Annotated in this window: 15 protein-coding genes, 1 tRNA gene, 4 rRNA genes, 1 other RNA gene and 1 other annotated feature; of the genes, 4 read left to right on the top strand and 17 right to left on the bottom strand. The window is 39.8% G+C overall.

Annotation, left to right across the window (positions count from 1 at the left end):
* From FXW34_RS22310 to tadA, 8 genes are all read right to left on the bottom strand, one after another.
* Nucleotides 1-131, bottom strand: a 16S ribosomal RNA gene (locus FXW34_RS22310); the annotation flags it as partial.
* Between the two features lie 404 nt (nt 132-535).
* The gene (locus tag FXW34_RS22305; RefSeq protein ID WP_147536223.1) at nt 536-799 is read right to left on the bottom strand and encodes a pro-sigmaK processing inhibitor BofA family protein; all 264 of its coding nucleotides are present in this window, start codon (nt 797-799) and stop codon (nt 536-538) included.
* A 91-nt stretch (nt 800-890) separates the two neighbouring features.
* On the bottom strand, nt 891-1106 hold the full coding sequence (locus FXW34_RS22300; RefSeq protein ID WP_147536222.1) for a YaaL family protein: 216 nt from the start codon (nt 1104-1106) through the stop codon (nt 891-893).
* Between the two features lie 20 nt (nt 1107-1126).
* A complete protein-coding gene (gene recR, locus FXW34_RS22295; RefSeq protein WP_147536221.1) occupies nt 1127-1723 on the bottom strand; it encodes a recombination mediator RecR in 597 nt (198 codons plus the stop codon).
* A gap of 15 nt (nt 1724-1738) precedes the next feature.
* Nucleotides 1739-2053 (bottom strand): YbaB/EbfC family nucleoid-associated protein, encoded by a 315-nt coding sequence (locus FXW34_RS22290; protein WP_169102495.1) that lies wholly within the window; start codon nt 2051-2053, stop codon nt 1739-1741.
* 26 nt (nt 2054-2079) lie between these two features.
* Nucleotides 2080-3777, bottom strand: a complete 1698-nt coding sequence (gene dnaX / locus FXW34_RS22285) for a DNA polymerase III subunit gamma/tau (protein WP_147536219.1) — start codon at nt 3775-3777, stop codon at nt 2080-2082.
* Nucleotides 3778-3952: 175 nt separating this feature from the next.
* An RNA gene (ffs, locus tag FXW34_RS22280) (signal recognition particle sRNA large type) lies at nt 3953-4218 on the bottom strand.
* Nucleotides 4219-4272: 54 nt separating this feature from the next.
* Nucleotides 4273-4785 (bottom strand): tRNA adenosine(34) deaminase TadA, encoded by a 513-nt coding sequence (gene tadA, locus FXW34_RS22275; RefSeq protein ID WP_147536218.1) that lies wholly within the window; start codon nt 4783-4785, stop codon nt 4273-4275.
* Between the two features lie 151 nt (nt 4786-4936).
* On the opposite strand from tadA, the gene FXW34_RS22270 reads away from it, so the two are divergent.
* The 3 genes from FXW34_RS22270 (at nt 4937) to FXW34_RS22260 (ending at nt 7756) form a co-directional block, all read left to right on the top strand.
* Nucleotides 4937-6220, top strand: a complete 1284-nt coding sequence (locus tag FXW34_RS22270) for a glycoside hydrolase family 18 protein (RefSeq protein ID WP_147536217.1) — start codon at nt 4937-4939, stop codon at nt 6218-6220.
* Between the two features lie 229 nt (nt 6221-6449).
* On the top strand, nt 6450-7091 hold the full coding sequence (locus tag FXW34_RS22265) for a deoxynucleoside kinase (RefSeq protein WP_147536216.1): 642 nt from the start codon (nt 6450-6452) through the stop codon (nt 7089-7091).
* Nucleotides 7088-7756, top strand: coding sequence for a deoxynucleoside kinase (locus tag FXW34_RS22260; protein ID WP_147536215.1), 669 nt, complete (start codon nt 7088-7090; stop codon nt 7754-7756). Before FXW34_RS22265 ends, FXW34_RS22260 begins: the two co-directional genes overlap by 4 nt.
* 183 nt (nt 7757-7939) lie before the next feature.
* On the opposite strand, the gene FXW34_RS22255 is transcribed toward FXW34_RS22260, so the two are convergent.
* The 6 genes from FXW34_RS22255 to guaB all read right to left on the bottom strand — a co-directional run bounded on the left by FXW34_RS22255 (nt 7940) and on the right by guaB (nt 14945).
* A tRNA-Ser gene (locus tag FXW34_RS22255) sits at nt 7940-8032 on the bottom strand.
* Nucleotides 8033-8130: 98 nt separating this feature from the next.
* Entirely contained in the window at nt 8131-9411 is a 1281-nt protein-coding gene (gene serS, locus FXW34_RS22250; protein ID WP_147536214.1) for a serine--tRNA ligase, read from the bottom strand.
* Nucleotides 9412-10104: 693 nt separating this feature from the next.
* Nucleotides 10105-10320, bottom strand: a binding site (T-box leader).
* Nucleotides 10321-10372: 52 nt separating this feature from the next.
* Entirely contained in the window at nt 10373-10963 is a 591-nt protein-coding gene (pdxT, locus tag FXW34_RS22245) for a pyridoxal 5'-phosphate synthase glutaminase subunit PdxT (protein ID WP_147536213.1), read from the bottom strand.
* 11 nt (nt 10964-10974) lie between these two features.
* Entirely contained in the window at nt 10975-11856 is an 882-nt protein-coding gene (gene pdxS, locus FXW34_RS22240; RefSeq protein ID WP_147536212.1) for a pyridoxal 5'-phosphate synthase lyase subunit PdxS, read from the bottom strand.
* Between the two features lie 120 nt (nt 11857-11976).
* Complete coding sequence (locus FXW34_RS22235) at nt 11977-13272, bottom strand: D-alanyl-D-alanine carboxypeptidase family protein (RefSeq protein ID WP_147536224.1); 1296 nt, start codon at nt 13270-13272, stop codon at nt 11977-11979.
* A 206-nt stretch (nt 13273-13478) separates the two neighbouring features.
* Entirely contained in the window at nt 13479-14945 is a 1467-nt protein-coding gene (gene guaB, locus FXW34_RS22230) for an IMP dehydrogenase (protein ID WP_147536211.1), read from the bottom strand.
* A gap of 120 nt (nt 14946-15065) precedes the next feature.
* On the opposite strand from guaB, the gene FXW34_RS22225 reads away from it, so the two are divergent.
* Nucleotides 15066-16031 (top strand): YaaC family protein, encoded by a 966-nt coding sequence (locus FXW34_RS22225; protein WP_147536210.1) that lies wholly within the window; start codon nt 15066-15068, stop codon nt 16029-16031.
* A gap of 313 nt (nt 16032-16344) precedes the next feature.
* Here the strand turns inward: FXW34_RS22225 and rrf (FXW34_RS22220) are convergent.
* The 3 genes from rrf (FXW34_RS22220) to FXW34_RS22210 form a co-directional block, all read right to left on the bottom strand.
* Nucleotides 16345-16461: ribosomal RNA gene (rrf, locus tag FXW34_RS22220) — 5S ribosomal RNA — on the bottom strand.
* 530 nt (nt 16462-16991) lie between these two features.
* Nucleotides 16992-17108, bottom strand: a 5S ribosomal RNA gene (rrf, locus tag FXW34_RS22215).
* A 75-nt stretch (nt 17109-17183) separates the two neighbouring features.
* Nucleotides 17184-17310, bottom strand: a 23S ribosomal RNA gene (locus tag FXW34_RS22210); the annotation flags it as partial.

The raw sequence follows: 17310 nt of genomic DNA, 5'->3' as shown, positions 1-17310 counted from the left end.
CAGGTTGCCCACGTGTTACTCACCCGTCCGCCGCTGACTATCGGGAGCAAGCTCCTTCAAGTCCGCTCGACTTGCATGTATTAGGCACGCCGCCAGCGTTCGTCCTGAGCCAGGATCAAACTCTCCAATAAGATGAGACTTCCATCTTTAGATGGTTAGTCGAATCAATCGGGCATTTACGGGCAGTTATCCGTTAGGATATTACTGCGCGTTATACGCGAGAAAGTTGATTAGCTCATAAAAGTTACGTTGGCTAGTGTTCATGACCAAAGTCAGATACACTAAATTTTGTTTATTGTTGACGTTTGTTTGTTTAGTTTTCAAAGAGCAATTTATTAACTTATCGCTTGAAGCGACTTTATTAATATAACACTTCGTCATTATTCTGTCAAACATTTTTTTGAAATGCTTTTTCGTTTTTGACGACATTGTTTATATTACCACGGTAAAATTCGTCCGTAAATAAAAATAGAAAAACTTTTTTAAAAAAAAAAACCGCCATAGTGATGACGGAATAGTTAACCTGCATTATTTTTTAAATAACCCATATTTGAACTGCAACTAATGCTGCTAAACCAGGTATACCAAGAAAGCCTGAAATTGCCGTTGTAATAAGATTAATTGGAACATATATCCCATACTGATTTCCAAAGGTGTTTAAGAAAAATAAAAACATCGCTCCGATTAATAGCTTTATGACGCCTTGCCCAATATATCTAATTGGTTTTACTGGTGCACCAATAAATAATAACAACAACACTAAAACACCAATAATCGAGATGATGATAACTGGTTCCAAATGTAAATAACCCCCCTTACCATATTTCTTGTACTAATAAGTTATGTACAAGCATCTTAAAAAAGACCAATAGTAAGGGGGATCATCTTTATTATCTAATTGAGATATTTCTACTCTTCGCTTCTCTTATTAAAAAGAAATATTTAATTTCAGCAAGTTTAGACTCACTAATTATTTCTTCTGAAGGATCGAGACACTTTTCGACTAGCGCCTTTTGGTTATACCAGTCGTTTCGCGCTTTATAAAGTTGTGTTAAAAGTTTTTCATCGAACTCTTTACGAAGTCGACCTTTACGTTGAAAAAACATAGGTATTTCCCCCGATTGAATTATACTTCTCTTCGTCCTTCTAATGCCTTTGAAAGTGTTACTTCATCAGCATACTCCAAATCACCGCCAACAGGTAAACCGTGGGCGATTCTTGTGATTTTAATTCCAGACGGTTTTAATAATCGAGAAATATACATTGCCGTTGCTTCCCCCTCAATATTAGGGTTCGTAGCAAGAATAACCTCTTCGACTGTTTCATCTTGAAGTCGTTTGAGTAATTCAGGTATTTTTATATCCTCAGGTCCAATTCCATCCATCGGTGAGATTGCACCATGTAAAACATGATATAAACCGGAAAATTCCTTCATTTTTTCCATTGCAATGACATCTTTCGGATCCTGAACTACACAAATAACCGTGCGATCCCTACGCTGATCTTCGCAAATATAGCATGGGTCTTGATCAGTAATGTGGCCGCAGACGGAACAATAAGTTAGATTTCTTTTAGCATTTACTAAAGCTTTCGCAAAATCTAATACAATATCTTCCTTCATACTTAATACATAAAATGCCAGTCTTGAGGCAGTCTTTGGCCCAATTCCTGGTAATTTCATAAAGCTGTCAATCAGCTTGGAAATTGGTTCAGGATAATGCATATCAGTTAATTCCTCCTAGAACAACCCTGGAAGATTCATTCCTTTTGTAAATTGTCCCATAGTGTTATTCACTAGCTCTTCTGCTTTTTTCAGTGCATCATTTGTTGCAGCTAATACTAAATCTTGAAGCATTTCAACATCATCTGGATCAACTGCTTCTGGTTTAATATTTACTTCAACCACTTCTTTATGTCCAGTAACAATAACTGTTACAACTCCTCCAGCAGTACCTTCAATCCGCTTTTCCCCTAATTCTTCCTGTGCTTTTGCCATTTGTTTTTGCATTTTTTGCATTTGCTTCATCATACCTTGCATGTTACCACCACGCATCATAACTAAAAAACCTCCAATATGTTTTATTCTTTGATTTCTACCAGATCTTCACCAAACAGCTTTACTGCTTCGGTTATTAATGGATCCTCTTGCTTTTCTTGACTTTCACTTGAAGACTCCTGGTGCTGACTTGATAAAAAGTTCTCTCGTATATTATGCCATTGATCCTCTGGAACGCCTAGAAATTGCATATTTTTTCCCAATAAATGTTCCATGATCGATGATACAGTTTCAAGAAACCTTGGGTTATCCATCGCCATTTGACAATGGATTTCATATTTAAATTTAATGATAAATGTGTGTTCAGATGCCGCAACTGGTTCAGCATCATTTAACAAAGCAGCCTGGGACCGCATTTGCTTTTGCGAAAGTAAGGCGAGCATTTCCGCCCATTTGCCTTTCACTTGATTCAAGTTACTTTTCGTTGCTTGCTTTAATATTTCATTGATTCTTCCAACTGGAGCTTGGAAACCTTTGCGAGAGCTTCTTTGTGCTGGTTGTTTTGCTGTGGTTTCCTGCGCAGTTTGGGAACTTGGACCTGCGATGGCCAAATTTCTAATCTTTTCTTCAAGCTGATCTATTTTACTAAGAAGCTTATCAATCTCAGGTGCATCGATTGAAGCTGCTCCTGAAGCGCGTTCTAAATGGCAAAGCTTCACGATTGCAACTTCAAGAAAAATTCTTGGATGGTTCGTCCATTTCATTTCCTGCTGAGTTTTATTTAATACTTCTATCAGATCGTAAATTTGATCATTGCTGATCTCTTCAGAAATTTGTTTGAAATCCTCATCAGCCATCGTTCGTTCAAGTGTTTCCTCCAAGGAAGGTGCTGCCTTATAAAGAAGCATATCACGGAAGTAAAAAATAAAATCTTCAATGAAGCGTGCGGGATCCTTACCATTGGCCAATAATTGGTCAAGCGAATTCAATCCACCAGCAGTATCATGTCCAAGAATTGCCCTTGCCAAACTATTTAGAAATCCTTGTGAAACAGAGCCTGTTACAGTTAAGGCATCCTCTAGCGTAACCCGCTCCTGACTGAAGGAAATTGCTTGATCCAATAGACTTAACGCATCACGCATACCACCTTCAGCAGCTTTGGCAATAACATGAAGTGCCTGCTCATCACAATCGACGCCTGATTCATTGACTATCAGCCGCATTCTACCGACGATCGCTTTTGCTGTAATTCTTTTAAAATCAAAACGTTGGCAGCGTGAAATAATTGTTAATGGGATTTTATGTGGCTCGGTTGTCGCCAAAATGAAGATAACGTGTTTTGGCGGCTCTTCCAGCGTTTTTAAAAGCGCATTAAACGCTCCAATTGTAAGCATATGTACTTCATCGACAATATAGACCTTATATCTAACTGATGTCGGGGCATATTTAACCTTATCACGAATATCACGAATTTCCTCGACACCATTGTTTGAGGCAGCATCAATTTCGATTACATCTGGGATGGATCCATCTGTAATTCCCCGGCAAGCTGCACATTCATTACATGGCTCACTAATTGGAGATCGCTCACAATTAACTGCCTTGGCTAAAATTTTAGCAGCACTCGTTTTCCCTGTTCCGCGTGGTCCAGAAAAAAGATATGCATGGGAAATCTTTTGCTGAAGCAGGGCGTTTTGTAAAGTTTTCGTAACATGTTCTTGTCCGACAACATCAATAAAGGCCTGTGGACGCCAAACACGATATAAAGCTTGATAACTCACTGACATCGCCCCTTCTTTAATTTTGCCCCACGGACTCACAGCCCTTGGTGCTTAGCTGTCCAAAAGTATCTCCTCTATTATAACGTATACATTTTCAATTTTACAAAATGAATAAGGACAAAAACAAAAAAACTCATCTTAAGTTTGAGATGAGTTTGGATGTTCGGTATGTATACCGTGCACCCTCCTTCGACTGACGACCATAGGCGTTACTTAAGCAGTTAGCTCAGCCCAGGCAACCCCGCGGCACATGGGAGCTTCCACTTAATGCTGCTTCCTTCCGGACCTGACATGGTTCGTGGATTCCCATTGCGCAGGACCCGGGCGTCAACGCCACTTACTTAAGGCAGACCCTACAGTCAGCCAGCCTCAGAGAGGGAATTCGGCCTCGCTAGAGCGGATTGCGAGTACAGGGCACCGCTACCTCCCCGCTTAGCACGGTAATTAAGAGTATACTAGGATTCGACTAAAATTGCAATCTCAAACCGATGTTAATTATTGTAAGTCAGTCTCTTCAAGCTTTCTTAACTTTTTCTCAGCCTTTTTCCGCTCGCGGATTCCTCTGAAAAAACTCGTTAACAGCTCGCCGCATTCCGCTTCTAATACCCCACTGACAACCTCACTGCGATGGTTAAATCTTTCATCCTCAGGAAGATTCATAAAAGTGCCCGCACAGCCCCCTTTTGGGTCCTTTGCGCCATACACAACCCGGTTAACCCGCGCCAAAATGACGGCACCTGCACACATTGGACATGGCTCTAGTGTTACATATAGCGTTGCATTTTCAAGACGCCATGTTCCAAGCTTACGGCAGGCTTCATCAATTACCAATAGCTCTGCATGGGCTAACGCATTTTGGTTCGTTTCCCGTAAGTTATGAGCTCGAGCAATGATTTCACCCTCTAAGACTAATACAGCTCCAATTGGAACCTCTAATTTAGCTTCGGCCTTTTTTGCTTCTTTAATTGCCTCAAGCATATATTTTTCATCATTATTGTAAATTTTCATATATTACCTCATTCAATCATGTTTCTTTTATTTTACAAGAACTAGTTTGCCCATGCACTGAATACTACGTCTGAGTTTCTTTTAAAAATCATTTATTTATTTTTCATATCATAAAATGATTTATATTTAGGTGTTTAAAGGGGGGCATACCATGCAAATTCATGTGATTGGACCAAATCAATCCTTATTTGGGATTGCTCAGGCATACAGTACGACAGTCAATGATCTCGTTGAGGCAAATGACATTCCCAATCCTAATAATTTAGTTCTAGGGCAGGCTTTAGTCATTCCAATCGTCGGGCGCTTCTATTGGGTCCAAAATGGAGATAGTCTTTATTCAATTGGAAGACGATTTAGGATTAGCGCCGGACAGCTGGCAACAATTAACCGGATTCCAGCTAATCAACCACTTTCAATTGGGATGAGACTCTATATTCCTCCCCGCCCAAAACGAAATGCAGAAACAAATGCTTATGTTGAACCACGTGGAAGGACAGTAACACCAGAATTGGAAAATAGCGCTCGTGAGGCGGCACCTTATTTAACCTATTTGGCACCATTTAGCTTTCAAGCCTTGCGTGATGGAAGTTTAAAGGAACCATTATTAAATAACTTCCCGGCAATTGCCAGAGCTAATAACAACACATTAATGATGGTGATCACCAATCAGGAAAATGACCAATTTAATGCAGACCTTGGCCACATTCTCCTTACTAACATGCAAATTCAAAACCGTTTCTTAAACAATATTGTTAATACTGCGAAAAAGTATGGCTTCAGAGATATCCATTTTGATTTTGAATTTTTGCGGCCAACTGACCGCGAGGCATACAATACTTTTCTCCGTCGGGCTCGCGACCGCTTTAAACGGGAAGGCTGGCTTATTTCCACAGCCTTAGCCCCGAAAACCAGCGCCACCCAAAAGGGTGAATGGTACGAAGCACATGATTATCGTGCACATGGGGAAATTGTTGATTTTGTCGTCATTATGACCTACGAATGGGGCTATAGTGGTGGACCAGCTATGGCTGTTTCGCCAATTGACCAGGTTAGACGGGTACTCAACTATGCCCTTACAGAAATGCCAGGACAGAAAATCATGATGGGGCAAAATTTGTATGGATATGATTGGACACTCCCATTTGTTCAAGGAACAGTAGCCAGAGCTGTAAGTCCGCAGCAGGCGATTCAACTTGCGGCAAGTAATAATGTTCCGATTCAATATGATACAAAAGCACAGGCTCCCCATTTCAATTACACCGCACGTGATGGAAAACGGCATGAGGTGTGGTTTGAGGACGCATGCTCAATCCAGGCAAAGTTCGATCTCATTAAAGAATTAAATTTACGCGGAATCAGCTACTGGAAGCTCGGGCTCGCCTTTCCACAAAACTGGCTCCTTATCGTCGAAAACTTTAATGTCGTTAAACGATAAATGTATATGTAAATTTAATCTCCAGAAGGGAACTTAACCAATCTCGAAACAGACCAAATCTTAAACTGGAGACAGCTGCTGTGCTGTCTCTTTATTTTTCAAAAATACATATAATCTCCAAGTACGTTTCCAAGGTAATTGTGTTACAATTACTTTTGCGCTATTTTAAAAGTTATATCCATATAACAAATGACATATATCTATTGTAAGCTTATTGAGGAGGACAACTATGGAGGGAACACCATTTATCACGGTGGAAGGTCCGATAGGTGTGGGGAAAACCTCCCTAGCAAAAGCAATATCTGACCATTTTCAATTTACCCTATTAAAAGAAATAGTCGATGAAAATCCATTTCTAGGGAAATTTTATGAAAATATTGAAGAGTGGAGCTTTCAAACTGAGATGTTCTTCCTGTGCAACCGCTATAAGCAGCTCGGGGACATCAACGGCTATTACCTATCACAAAATCAGCCAGTTGTAGCTGATTATCACATTTTTAAAAATTTGATCTTCGCAAAAAGAACACTTAATCAAGATGAATATCTGAAGTACTATCAAATTTACCAAATTCTAACCTCAGATATGCCAAAGCCAAACGTAATCATTTATTTAAACGCAAGTCTTGATACACTCTTAGACAGAATAAAACTAAGAGGTCGCGAAGTTGAAAAAAATATCAGTCCACTATATCTAGAGCAATTATCATTAGATTATGAGCAAGCGATGCTAGAATTCGAAGCACAACACCCTGAAATTCCAGTAATCCGCTTTAATGGTGATGAATTAGACTTTGTTAAACAACAGCAGGATTTGTCCTATATATTAGACACACTCTCTAAACATGTTTTTAAAAGGAGCCCACAACTATGAATCTACGCATGAAGTATCAAATCCCTACCAATGCGGTCATCACTATTGCCGGTACGGTTGGCGTAGGTAAATCAACGATGACTCACGCCCTAGCAGATGCTCTGGAATTCCGAACATCTTTAGAAAAAGTTGATACAAACCCTTACTTAGACAAGTTTTATGCAGACTTTACCCGCTGGAGCTTTCACCTTCAGGTTTATTTTCTAGCAGAACGCTTCAAGGAACAAAAGCGCATTTTTGAATATGGCGGCGGCTTTATTCAAGACCGCTCCATTTACGAAGATACCGGTATCTTCGCAAAAATGCATTTTGAAAAAGGGACAATGTCAAAGATTGATTATGAAACTTATACTAATCTTTTTGACGCAATGGTTATGACACCATATTTCCCACATCCTGATTTATTAATATACTTAGAAGGTTCGATTGAGGATATTCTTGAGCGAATTCAAAAACGCGGACGGCCGATGGAGCAGCAAACACCAATCGATTATTGGTATGAAATGCACAAGCGCTATGAAGATTGGATTAATTCTTTTAACGCATGTCCAGTACTTCGTATTAATATTAAAGATTATGATCTTTCTCAGGACTCTGCTTCGATTGAGCCAATTATCGAACGAGTTTCTTACTTTATGAACCAAACCAAACTATTAATGCGGTAAAAAAAAGCAGGTATTCCTTTTCAACTGGAACACCTGCTTTTTTTCAATTTTTTTCTAGTTTTTTTGCCCTTGTTCACATTTTTGTCGAATTTTCTTTTTATATAGGCAAAAAAACCTGCTACCAAAAGTAGCAGGCTTCAATCTCCAATTTATGCACGATAGTAATTAATATCATAGATGTAATGGCGGAGGAAGAGGGATTCGAACCCCCGCGCGGTTTAACCCGCCTGTCGGTTTTCAAGACCGATCCCTTCAGCCGGACTTGGGTATTCCTCCGTGACAAGAAATAATATATCATGTCGAAAAAACAATGTCAACATCTTAATAAAAAAAACTGGACGGAAAATGACGCCCAGTTTTTTAGTATATCTCAATTATTCAGGAACGATTACTTTATGTCTGCCCATATAAGGCTGAAGCGCTTCTGGAATTAAGATACTGCCATCCTCTTGCTGATAATTCTCTAAAATTGCTGCAACTGTTCGACCGATAGCAAGGCCTGATCCATTTAACGTATGTACGTGCTCTGGCTTTGCCTTCAAATCACGGCGGAAGCGAATATTTGCACGACGTGCCTGGAAGCCTTCGAAATTACTACAAGAAGAAATTTCACGATACGTATTGTAACTAGGTAGCCAAACTTCGATATCGTACTTTTTCGCAGCTGTAAACCCTAAATCGCCTGTGCACATGCTCATTACTCGGTAAGGAAGCCCTAGTAGCTGAAGGACCTTTTCCGCATGGCCAGTTAGTTTCTCAAGCTCTTGATATGAATCTTCGGGTTTTACAAATTTTACCAACTCAACTTTATTGAACTGGTGCTGACGAATTAAGCCACGTGTGTCCCGTCCAGCAGAGCCTGCCTCAGAACGGAAACATGCACTAAATGCCGCATAACTGATTGGTAACTCTTCTCCATTAATAATTTCATCACGATGAAGATTTGTTACCGGAACTTCAGCAGTTGGAATGAGGAAATAATCCTCGTTACCAATTAAAAAGGCATCCTCTTCAAATTTTGGCAATTGTCCCGTCCCTGTCATAGAAGCGCGGTTCACCATATATGGAGGAAGGATTTCCTTATAACCATGTTCATCTACATGAAGGTCTAACATAAAGTTAAATAATGCCCGTTCTAAGCGTGCGCCTAAACCTTTGTAGAAGACAAAGCGGCTTCCAGTAACCTTACCTGCACGTTCAAAGTCAAGGATACCAAGTTGATCTGCAAGATCCCAGTGTGGCTTCGCTTCAAAGCCAAACTCACGAATTTCACCCCAGGTCCGGATTTGGATGTTATCATCCTCAGAATCACCAACAGGCACGCTTTCATGCGGGATATTTGGAATGCTAAGCATAAGATTCTCAAGTTGTTCTTCGACAACGCGGAGTTCTTCATCAAAACCTTTAATGCTTTCGCCAACTTGTTTCATTTCAGCAATCAAGTGGTCTGCGTTTTGTTTTTCACGCTTTAGTTGTGCAACTTGTTGAGATACCTCGTTGCGTTTGCTCTTTAATTTTTCGCTTTCAACAATTAGATCGCGGCGCTTTGTATCAAGATCTTCAAATTTTCCTAAATCTGTTAAATCTTCACCACGGTGCTGAAGTTTTGCTTTTACCTCTTCAAAATTGGCTCTTAATACTTTAATATCAAGCATTATTTTGTCCTCCTTAATCAAATTAGTTGATTTCCGCTTCAGGCACGTGCGGTTCATGGGGCTAACTGGGAGCCTGTCTAGCTCCAGCGACTAGGAGCTCGGGGTCATAAGCCAAATCACTCCAGAGACTAACGTCTCTTGCGCGATTCGTCTTATGCCTGTCGCTCCTGAGCAAGCCGCTTCCGCTTTTCTGTCTAGCTGCAGTGGCTAGGAGCTCGGGGTCACAAGTCAATCCGCCCAGAAGGTTAAAGGACAACCTTCTAGTCGGCTCGCCTTGTGCCTGTCGCCCCTGGGCAAGCCGCTTCCGCCTTTCTGTCTAGCTCCAGCGGCTAGGAGCTCGGGGTCATAAGCCAAATCACTCCAGAGACTAACGTCTCTTGCGCGATTCGTCTTATGCCTGTCACCCCTGGGCAAGCCGCTTCCGCTTTTCTGTCTAGCTGCAGCGGCTAGGGGCTCGGGGTCACAAGTCAACCCGCCCAGAAGGTTAAAGGACAACCTTCTAGTCGGCTCGCCTTGTGCCTGTCGCCCCTGGGCAAGCCGCTTCCGCCTTTCGTACTCCTCGGCGCTTTGCGCCTGCGGGGTCTCCCATGCCAGCTACACCCATAGGAGTCTCCGTGCCTTCCGCTACAATCAACTTAGGAAAAATCAAAATTAACTCTAACTACTAAAAAACAAAAAACTCCCGTCCCCTATAACAGGGACGAGAGTTACTCGCGATACCACCCTGGTTGAAAGCAATACGCCTTCCACCTCAAACAGATAACGGCTGTTACCGAAAACATTTACTAACCCTAAGGTATTCCATGCTTTACTCGAGGATGGATTCACAAACGCATATCACCAGTTCACACCAACCACTGGCTCTCTTAAGAATAGCGATTCGCTACTATTTCCTCTCATTGCTTTAAACCATATGAATTCACACATAATGTACTATAGTTATCTCTAAAAAGCAACCAAATTATACAGATTGCGTAGTTTTTGCCTCTTTAACCATCGTAACAAAATATTGAGTTAAACGGTGATCATCTGTTAATTCAGGATGGAATGAACAACCTAGGACATTCCCTTCACGTGCAGCAACAATACGACCATCATGCTTTGAAATAACCTCAACATTCTCCCCGGCATCAACGATATGTGGTGCACGGATAAATACTGCTGGAAAATCACTTGCTACACCTGTAATATCTAAGTCCGCTTCAAAGCTCTCACGTTGGCGACCAAAGGAATTACGTTCAACCGTAACGTCCATGATTCCAATATGAGGCTCATCGTAACCGACGACTCGCTTAGCTAATAAAATTAAACCAGCGCAAGTACCAAACATCGGCTTACCAGAGTTCGCAAACTCTTTTAGTTTATCCATAAATTGATATTTATCAATTAATTTACGCATTGTCGTACTTTCGCCGCCAGGTAAAATTAATCCATCAATCTCATCTAACTGTTCTACCTTTTTAATTACAATTGCTTCCGCTCCGGATTCCTCAACTGAATGGACATGCTCACGAACAGCCCCTTGTAATCCTAGAACACCAATTTTAATCATCGACTTACTCCTTACCAACCGCGATCTTGCATACGAGCACTTGGAGCAATTGTTGAGATTTCAATCCCTTTCATTGCTGTTCCAAGACCTTTAGAAAGGCTCGCAATTAATTCGTAATCTTGATAGTGTGTTGTTGCTTCAACAATCGCTCTTGCGAATTTAGCTGGGTTTTCTGATTTGAAAATACCAGAACCAACGAATACGCCATCTGCACCAAGCTGCATCATTAACGCAGCATCTGCAGGAGTTGCAACTCCACCAGCCGCAAAGTTAACAACTGGAAGCTTGCCTAAACGTTTAATTTCAAGTAATACTTCAAATGGAGCTCCTAAAAGCTTAGCTTCAGTCATTAATTCGTCTTCGTTCATGCCTACAACTTTCTTCACTTGTGCATTAACTTTACGCATATGACGAACTGCTTCAACAATGTTACCAGTTCCTGGCTCACCTTTTGTACGAAGCATAGAAGCACCCTCCGCGATACGACGAGCTGCTTCACCTAAATCACGGCATCCGCATACAAACGGTACAGTAAAGTCTCTTTTATATAAGTGAAACTCTTCATCTGCTGGAGTTAACACTTCACTTTCATCTATGTAATCAGCACCCAATGCTTCAAGTACACGTGCTTCTACAATATGACCGATACGGCATTTTGCCATAACTGGAATAGAAACTGCATTGATTACTTCTTCTGTAATAGTTGGGTCAGCCATTCTCGCAACGCCACCAGCAGCACGAATATCTGAAGGCACACGCTCTAGTGCCATAACGGCAACTGCGCCAGCCTCTTCAGCGATTTTAGCTTGCTCGGCATTAATAACGTCCATAATGACGCCGCCTTTTTGCATTTCTGCCATACCTCTTTTAACGCGATCTGTTCCTGTTTTCACGGAAACTTCCCCCCAAAAATTTTAAGTTATTGAATTTTAAGAACAATTAATTCTATCGGATTATTCTTTTTTAAATAAAACAATAAAAAGGGGTTCTTGTCAAGACAAGAACCCTCATTTTTAGAACCATCCTTTTACAGTAGACGACACGCTTCCCCAAACATCGCCAAAGAATCCGCCGATACCGCGCATCATTAACACGAATCCGTTCGCTTTTTCAACATTTTCCGCAGCGATCACATCTACTTTAATTCCTTTTGAAGCATCACCTGTAATAAAGCCTAAATCTTCACCATTTTTTGATTCAAGAGTTACGTACCCGACTTTATCACCTTTTTTAACAGGAGCCGTTAACTCGCCATTTTTTGTAAGCTTCTTTTTATCTAAAACTAATACAGCTTTATAATTATCCTTGTCCCCATTTTTCATGACTATGTTAATCGCATTTTTCGTGTGAATCTTAACGCTATCACCTTTACCTTTAATAACAGGAAGAGTCTTCTGTCCTTTTACCTGATAATGCTTAGGTAGTACTTTTTCCTCTCCGAAATTATTAAATGCATAATCAAGAATTTTTCTTGTTTCTGTGAAGCGAGTATCCTTGGAAGATGCCTTCATCACAACAGAAATGAATCTTTGGTCATTTCTCTCTGCTGTAGCTGTAAAACAATATCCAGCAAAATCAGTTGAACCTGTTTTTAAACCATCAACACCATTATATTCAAAAATAAGGCCTGGTAGCATCCAGTTAAAGTTAGGATATTCTTTTCCATCCTTTTCAAAATTCAACTTCGGCGTTTTAGCCGTTTGAATTACTTCTGGATAATCATTAATTAATCGATAAGCTAGTTTAGCTGTGGCACGTGCAGACATTACATTTTCATCAGTTGGTCCACCAGCTGGAATATTTCCTAATAAGCTTTCATTATTGAGACCTGATGAATTTACAAAATTAAAGTCTTTTAATCCTAATTCACCGGCTTTTTTATTCATAAGCGCAACGAAATTCTTTTCTGTCCCAGCAACTGTTTCTGCTAAAGCCACTGTGGCAGCGTTGCCCGAGAAAATAGCCATTGCTTCATAAAGCTCTTTAACTGTATATTCTTCACCTTGTGTCAAACCAACATTCGACAATCCCGGAGCAGCAGATAAATTATGAACGTATTCATTAATCATTACCTTTTGATCCCAAGTGATTTTTTTATTATGAATAGCTTCTAATACCAAGTATTCAGTCATCATTTTTGACATACTTGCTACACCTAGAACGGCATCGGGATTTTTTTGATATAAAATTTTACCAGTCTTAGCATCTAGTAATATAGCAGCTTCAGCATTTATACCGAGCGGATCACCTTCCGCACTAGCTTGATTCGGAACAATAGTTGCTATAGATGCAAAACTAACGAAAAACATGACAACGAACAACAGTAACTTACGATAATAATTCAACCCGATTTCCTCCAGCTCTAATTTTTTATGCATTTCATAATTGAGAGTGTTAATCTCTTTTTACACCTTGAATAGTTTAACATAAAAGCACACGAGAAAAAAGACAGAGAATGCAACCTCTGTCTCCTTAAAAATATTGATTTGGTTTGCGATTAAACCATATATATGACTTATGATAGTGAATAGTTTGGTGCTTCTTTCGTAATTTGCACATCATGTGGATGACTTTCTCTTAATCCTGCCCCAGTCATTCTAATAAATTGGGCATTTTCTCTTAAATCGTGTAAGTCTTTTGAACCACAATAACCCATTCCTGCACGAATACCACCAACTAATTGGTAGATTGAGTCAGCAAGAGGTCCTTTATAAGGTACCCGTCCTTCAATTCCCTCTGGAACAAACTTTTTATTATCCTCTTGGAAGTAGCGATCCTTCGAGCCTTTTTCCATTGCACTTACGGATCCCATACCACGGTAAACTTTGAAGCGACGTCCTTGATAAATTTCAGTATCCCCAGGGCTTTCAGATGTACCCGCCAACATACTACCTAGCATAACGGCATGTCCACCAGCTGCTAGAGCTTTTACGATATCACCTGAGTATTTAATCCCACCATCAGCAATAATCGATTTTCCATACTTTCTTGCTACAGATGCACAATCATACACCGCTGTAATTTGCGGTACACCTACCCCAGCAACAACTCGTGTAGTACAGATAGAGCCAGGACCAATCCCAACCTTAACAACATCTGCTCCAGCCTCAAATAATGCCTCAGTAGCTGCTCCTGTAGCTACGTTACCTGCAATAATACCCAACTCAGGGTACTTACTTCTAATTTCCTTAACTGTATTAATTACGCCTGCTGAGTGGCCATGTGCTGTATCAACTACGATAATATCAACATTTGCTTTTACAAGTGCATCAACACGGTTAATCGTATCACCGGTTACGCCAACTGCAGCTCCAGCTAATAATCGGCCTTGCGAATCTTTAGCTGAGTTAGGGAATTCAATAACCTTTTCAATATCCTTAATTGTAATAAGTCCTTTTAAGACACCAGCTTCATCAACTAATGGCAGTTTTTCAATTTTATACTGCTGCAGGATTTTTTCTGCATCCTCTAAACTTGTCCCAACTGGTGCAGTAACAAGATTTTCCTTCGTCATTACATCAGAAATAAGAATTGAATAATCTTGGATGAAACGTAAATCACGGTTAGTTAAAATTCCGACTAGTTTTTGCTCTTCCTCGTTATTTACGATAGGCACGCCAGAAATTCTGTATTTTCCCATTAAGTGTTCAGCATCAAAAACCTGTTGCTCAGGTGTTAAGAAGAATGGATCTGTTATAACACCACTCTCAGAACGCTTAACCTTTAAAACTTGATCGGCTTGTTGTTCAATTGACATATTTTTGTGAATGATTCCGATGCCACCCTGTCTTGCAATTGCAATTGCCATATCCGCTTCTGTTACCGTATCCATTCCTGCGCTGATAATTGGGATATTCAACTTGATTTTTTTTGTCAATTCTACTTGAAGATTTACATCTCGTGGTAATACTTCCGATTTTGCCGGAATGAGCAATACATCATCGAACGTTAAACCCTCTTTACTAAATTTAGATTCCCACATTTTATTTTGACCTCCTGGATACGTAAAAAATATTATTAGTAGGTTATCAATTGGATAAAATACTGTCAAGAAACTTTATATATGTTAGACTTTTCAGAAAATTACAAGGTGGTACTCTACATGATTTATCGTAACATAAATAGCTATAAAATGTTCTTTTCTGCATCCTTTACGCAATCATTTTTAAAAAATTGTTATCTTAAACAAAATATTGAAAGTGCTGAACAAAAAAGCTATCAAAACTGTTATCCATTCATTTACTATCTTGAGCATGGAAAAATCTATTACGAGCAAGCAGAAAAGTCTCCACTAATCATACAACCTATATTATTATTTTATGGATTTGTACACTTAATTAAAGCCTGCATCTTAACCAAGGATCCTTCGTACCCTGAAACGACTTCCGTTTTGGCTCATGGTGTATCTACCAGGAAACGAAAAAAACAACAATACTGCTTTTTAGAAGATGATGTCCGAATCCAAAAAACAGGACTGTTCCCCTATATGTCAGATCAATTGTTTCACATGAAACAGTTAGAGGGGGATAAAGTTTTAATGGAGGAGTTGCTGACAAATATTCCAGAACTAAGTCAGCTCTTTTATCAGCTCGAAGGGAGAAAAACCTTCATTAATGCAGAGCTCCATAATAATCTTTTTACTTTATCGCATCGGGTTTTGGATGCGTTTCATATGACAGAAAATCGATTTGAAGATTTTTTACGAGGGAAATTCAAGGGCTCTTTCTCAGTCAAGCAAGGAGCTGGTGAGCAAATTGAAGTGGGCTATAACAATAAGAAAATCTTACATGGTAATGAGGCTTTACCATTCCGTTTTAATATATTAGAAAAACATTATTGTTTTCCGCTCAATAAAGAGGGACTGTTTCAATATCCAGAGATGCTCATTCATTATTTACTTCTATATAATCTGAGTATGATTGCTAGATATGAAACTGAATGGTGGAGTGAATTAATGAAAATGATGAGCAATAATGATTATCCATTCATTCAAGCCTTTTTAGAGGTAACGATTCATAAAGGACCGTTTTTAGTTTATCAGTATTTGACAAACCAATTGCGGGGGTAATAGTGAGGTATTTTTGGGATGGGGAGTTTGGTTGGAATGGCGTTGGAGTTTAGTTTTTGTGCGTATAAGGTTATTTGCGTGCATACCACCTTTTCTTCTGTGTAAATATTTCAAGTAAGTAATACCTATTTCTTAAAAATACATACAAAAAATGGGTCCAAATTGAATAAATCTATCAAAATCCTGATTTCATTAAATAAAAATGCGTCCAATTTGATTCAAAATCCAAAGTTTTTTAGTCGACTTTACTAAAAAAGCTTACCAGTCTTTCGAAAACAACAAAAAAACAGCTAATAATTAGCTGTTTTTGTTTGCCCGGCAACGTCCTACTTTCACAGGGGGAGAGCCCCCAACTACCATCGGCGCTGAGAAGCTTAACTTCCGTGTTCGGTATGGGAACGGGTGTGACCTTCTCGCTATCGCCACCAAGCCTACGGCATTGAATCTGCATCTCTGCTGGCTTGCGACGAGCTGAACATAGGCATCATCGAGTAAGCTATGGCGCAGGAGCAGACTTTGCATGGGTTATTTTATATTTTGACTTGTGATAGTTATGAGTGTGTTTTTATTTAATATGTAATCTTTCATATAGGCTCTTTTCTAAAAGACTGTTGCTTTTTGGATTAAGATGGTTGGAAACAAAAATTAGCGGACATTCAATCCTTTATTTGTGCTAAAAACAGTATTTTCAAGGTAAAAGCGGACATTGAATCCTCTATTTGCCCAAATCACCGTCTAACTTTCAAGATTTTGGCGAAATAAGGTATCTGATGTCCGCAAGACTTTTAAATGAAGGATTTTTACTGTAAATAAGGTATTCTGTGTCCGCTCGAATCAGTAGAAATTTGGAACGGACATTTATTCTTTATTTGTACCAAACTCGTTTAAGTGTCATACCTAGACAGCGAAAACAGCCTTCATATAAAACAAAAAAACAGCCTCATCAGCTGTTTTTTTTTTGCCCGGCAGCGTCCTACTCTCACAGGGGGAGAGCCCCCAACTACCATCGGCGCTGAGAAGCTTAACTTCCGTGTTCGGTATGGGAACGGGTGTGACCTTCTCGCTATCGCCACCAGACTATTTTGTTAGAGAACTTCGTTCTCTCAAAACTAGATAATGAAGAAGAAATGTTTTTTACGATATCACCTAAACTTGGTTAAGTCCTCGATCGATTAGTATCAGTCAGCTCCACATGTCGCCACGCTTCCACCTCTGACCTATCAACCTGATCATCTTTCAGGGATCTTACTAGCTTACGCTATGGGAAATCTCATCTTGA

The sequence above is a fragment of the Bacillus marasmi genome (genome assembly GCF_902168435.1).
Taxonomy (GTDB): Bacteria; Bacillota; Bacilli; order Bacillales; family Cytobacillaceae; genus Bacillus_BU; species Bacillus_BU marasmi.
The sequence above is the reverse complement of the archived record's forward strand: the minus strand, read 5'-3'. Positions and strand labels throughout refer to the sequence as shown.

Coding starts and splice junctions, on each gene's coding strand:
- FXW34_RS22300 (WP_147536222.1), bottom strand. CDS start 1,106: ATGTTTTTTCAACGTAAAGGTCGACTTCGTAAAGAGTTCGATGAAAAA.
- recR (WP_147536221.1), bottom strand. CDS start 1,723: ATGCATTATCCTGAACCAATTTCCAAGCTGATTGACAGCTTTATGAAA.
- FXW34_RS22290 (WP_169102495.1), bottom strand. CDS start 2,053: ATGCGTGGTGGTAACATGCAAGGTATGATGAAGCAAATGCAAAAAATG.
- tadA (WP_147536218.1), bottom strand. CDS start 4,785: ATGAAAATTTACAATAATGATGAAAAATATATGCTTGAGGCAATTAAA.
- FXW34_RS22270 (WP_147536217.1), top strand. CDS start 4,937: ATGCAAATTCATGTGATTGGACCAAATCAATCCTTATTTGGGATTGCT.
- FXW34_RS22265 (WP_147536216.1), top strand. CDS start 6,450: ATGGAGGGAACACCATTTATCACGGTGGAAGGTCCGATAGGTGTGGGG.
- FXW34_RS22260 (WP_147536215.1), top strand. CDS start 7,088: ATGAATCTACGCATGAAGTATCAAATCCCTACCAATGCGGTCATCACT.
- serS (WP_147536214.1), bottom strand. CDS start 9,411: ATGCTTGATATTAAAGTATTAAGAGCCAATTTTGAAGAGGTAAAAGCA.
- pdxT (WP_147536213.1), bottom strand. CDS start 10,963: ATGATTAAAATTGGTGTTCTAGGATTACAAGGGGCTGTTCGTGAGCAT.
- FXW34_RS22235 (WP_147536224.1), bottom strand. CDS start 13,272: ATGTTTTTCGTTAGTTTTGCATCTATAGCAACTATTGTTCCGAATCAA.
- guaB (WP_147536211.1), bottom strand. CDS start 14,945: ATGTGGGAATCTAAATTTAGTAAAGAGGGTTTAACGTTCGATGATGTA.
- FXW34_RS22225 (WP_147536210.1), top strand. CDS start 15,066: ATGATTTATCGTAACATAAATAGCTATAAAATGTTCTTTTCTGCATCC.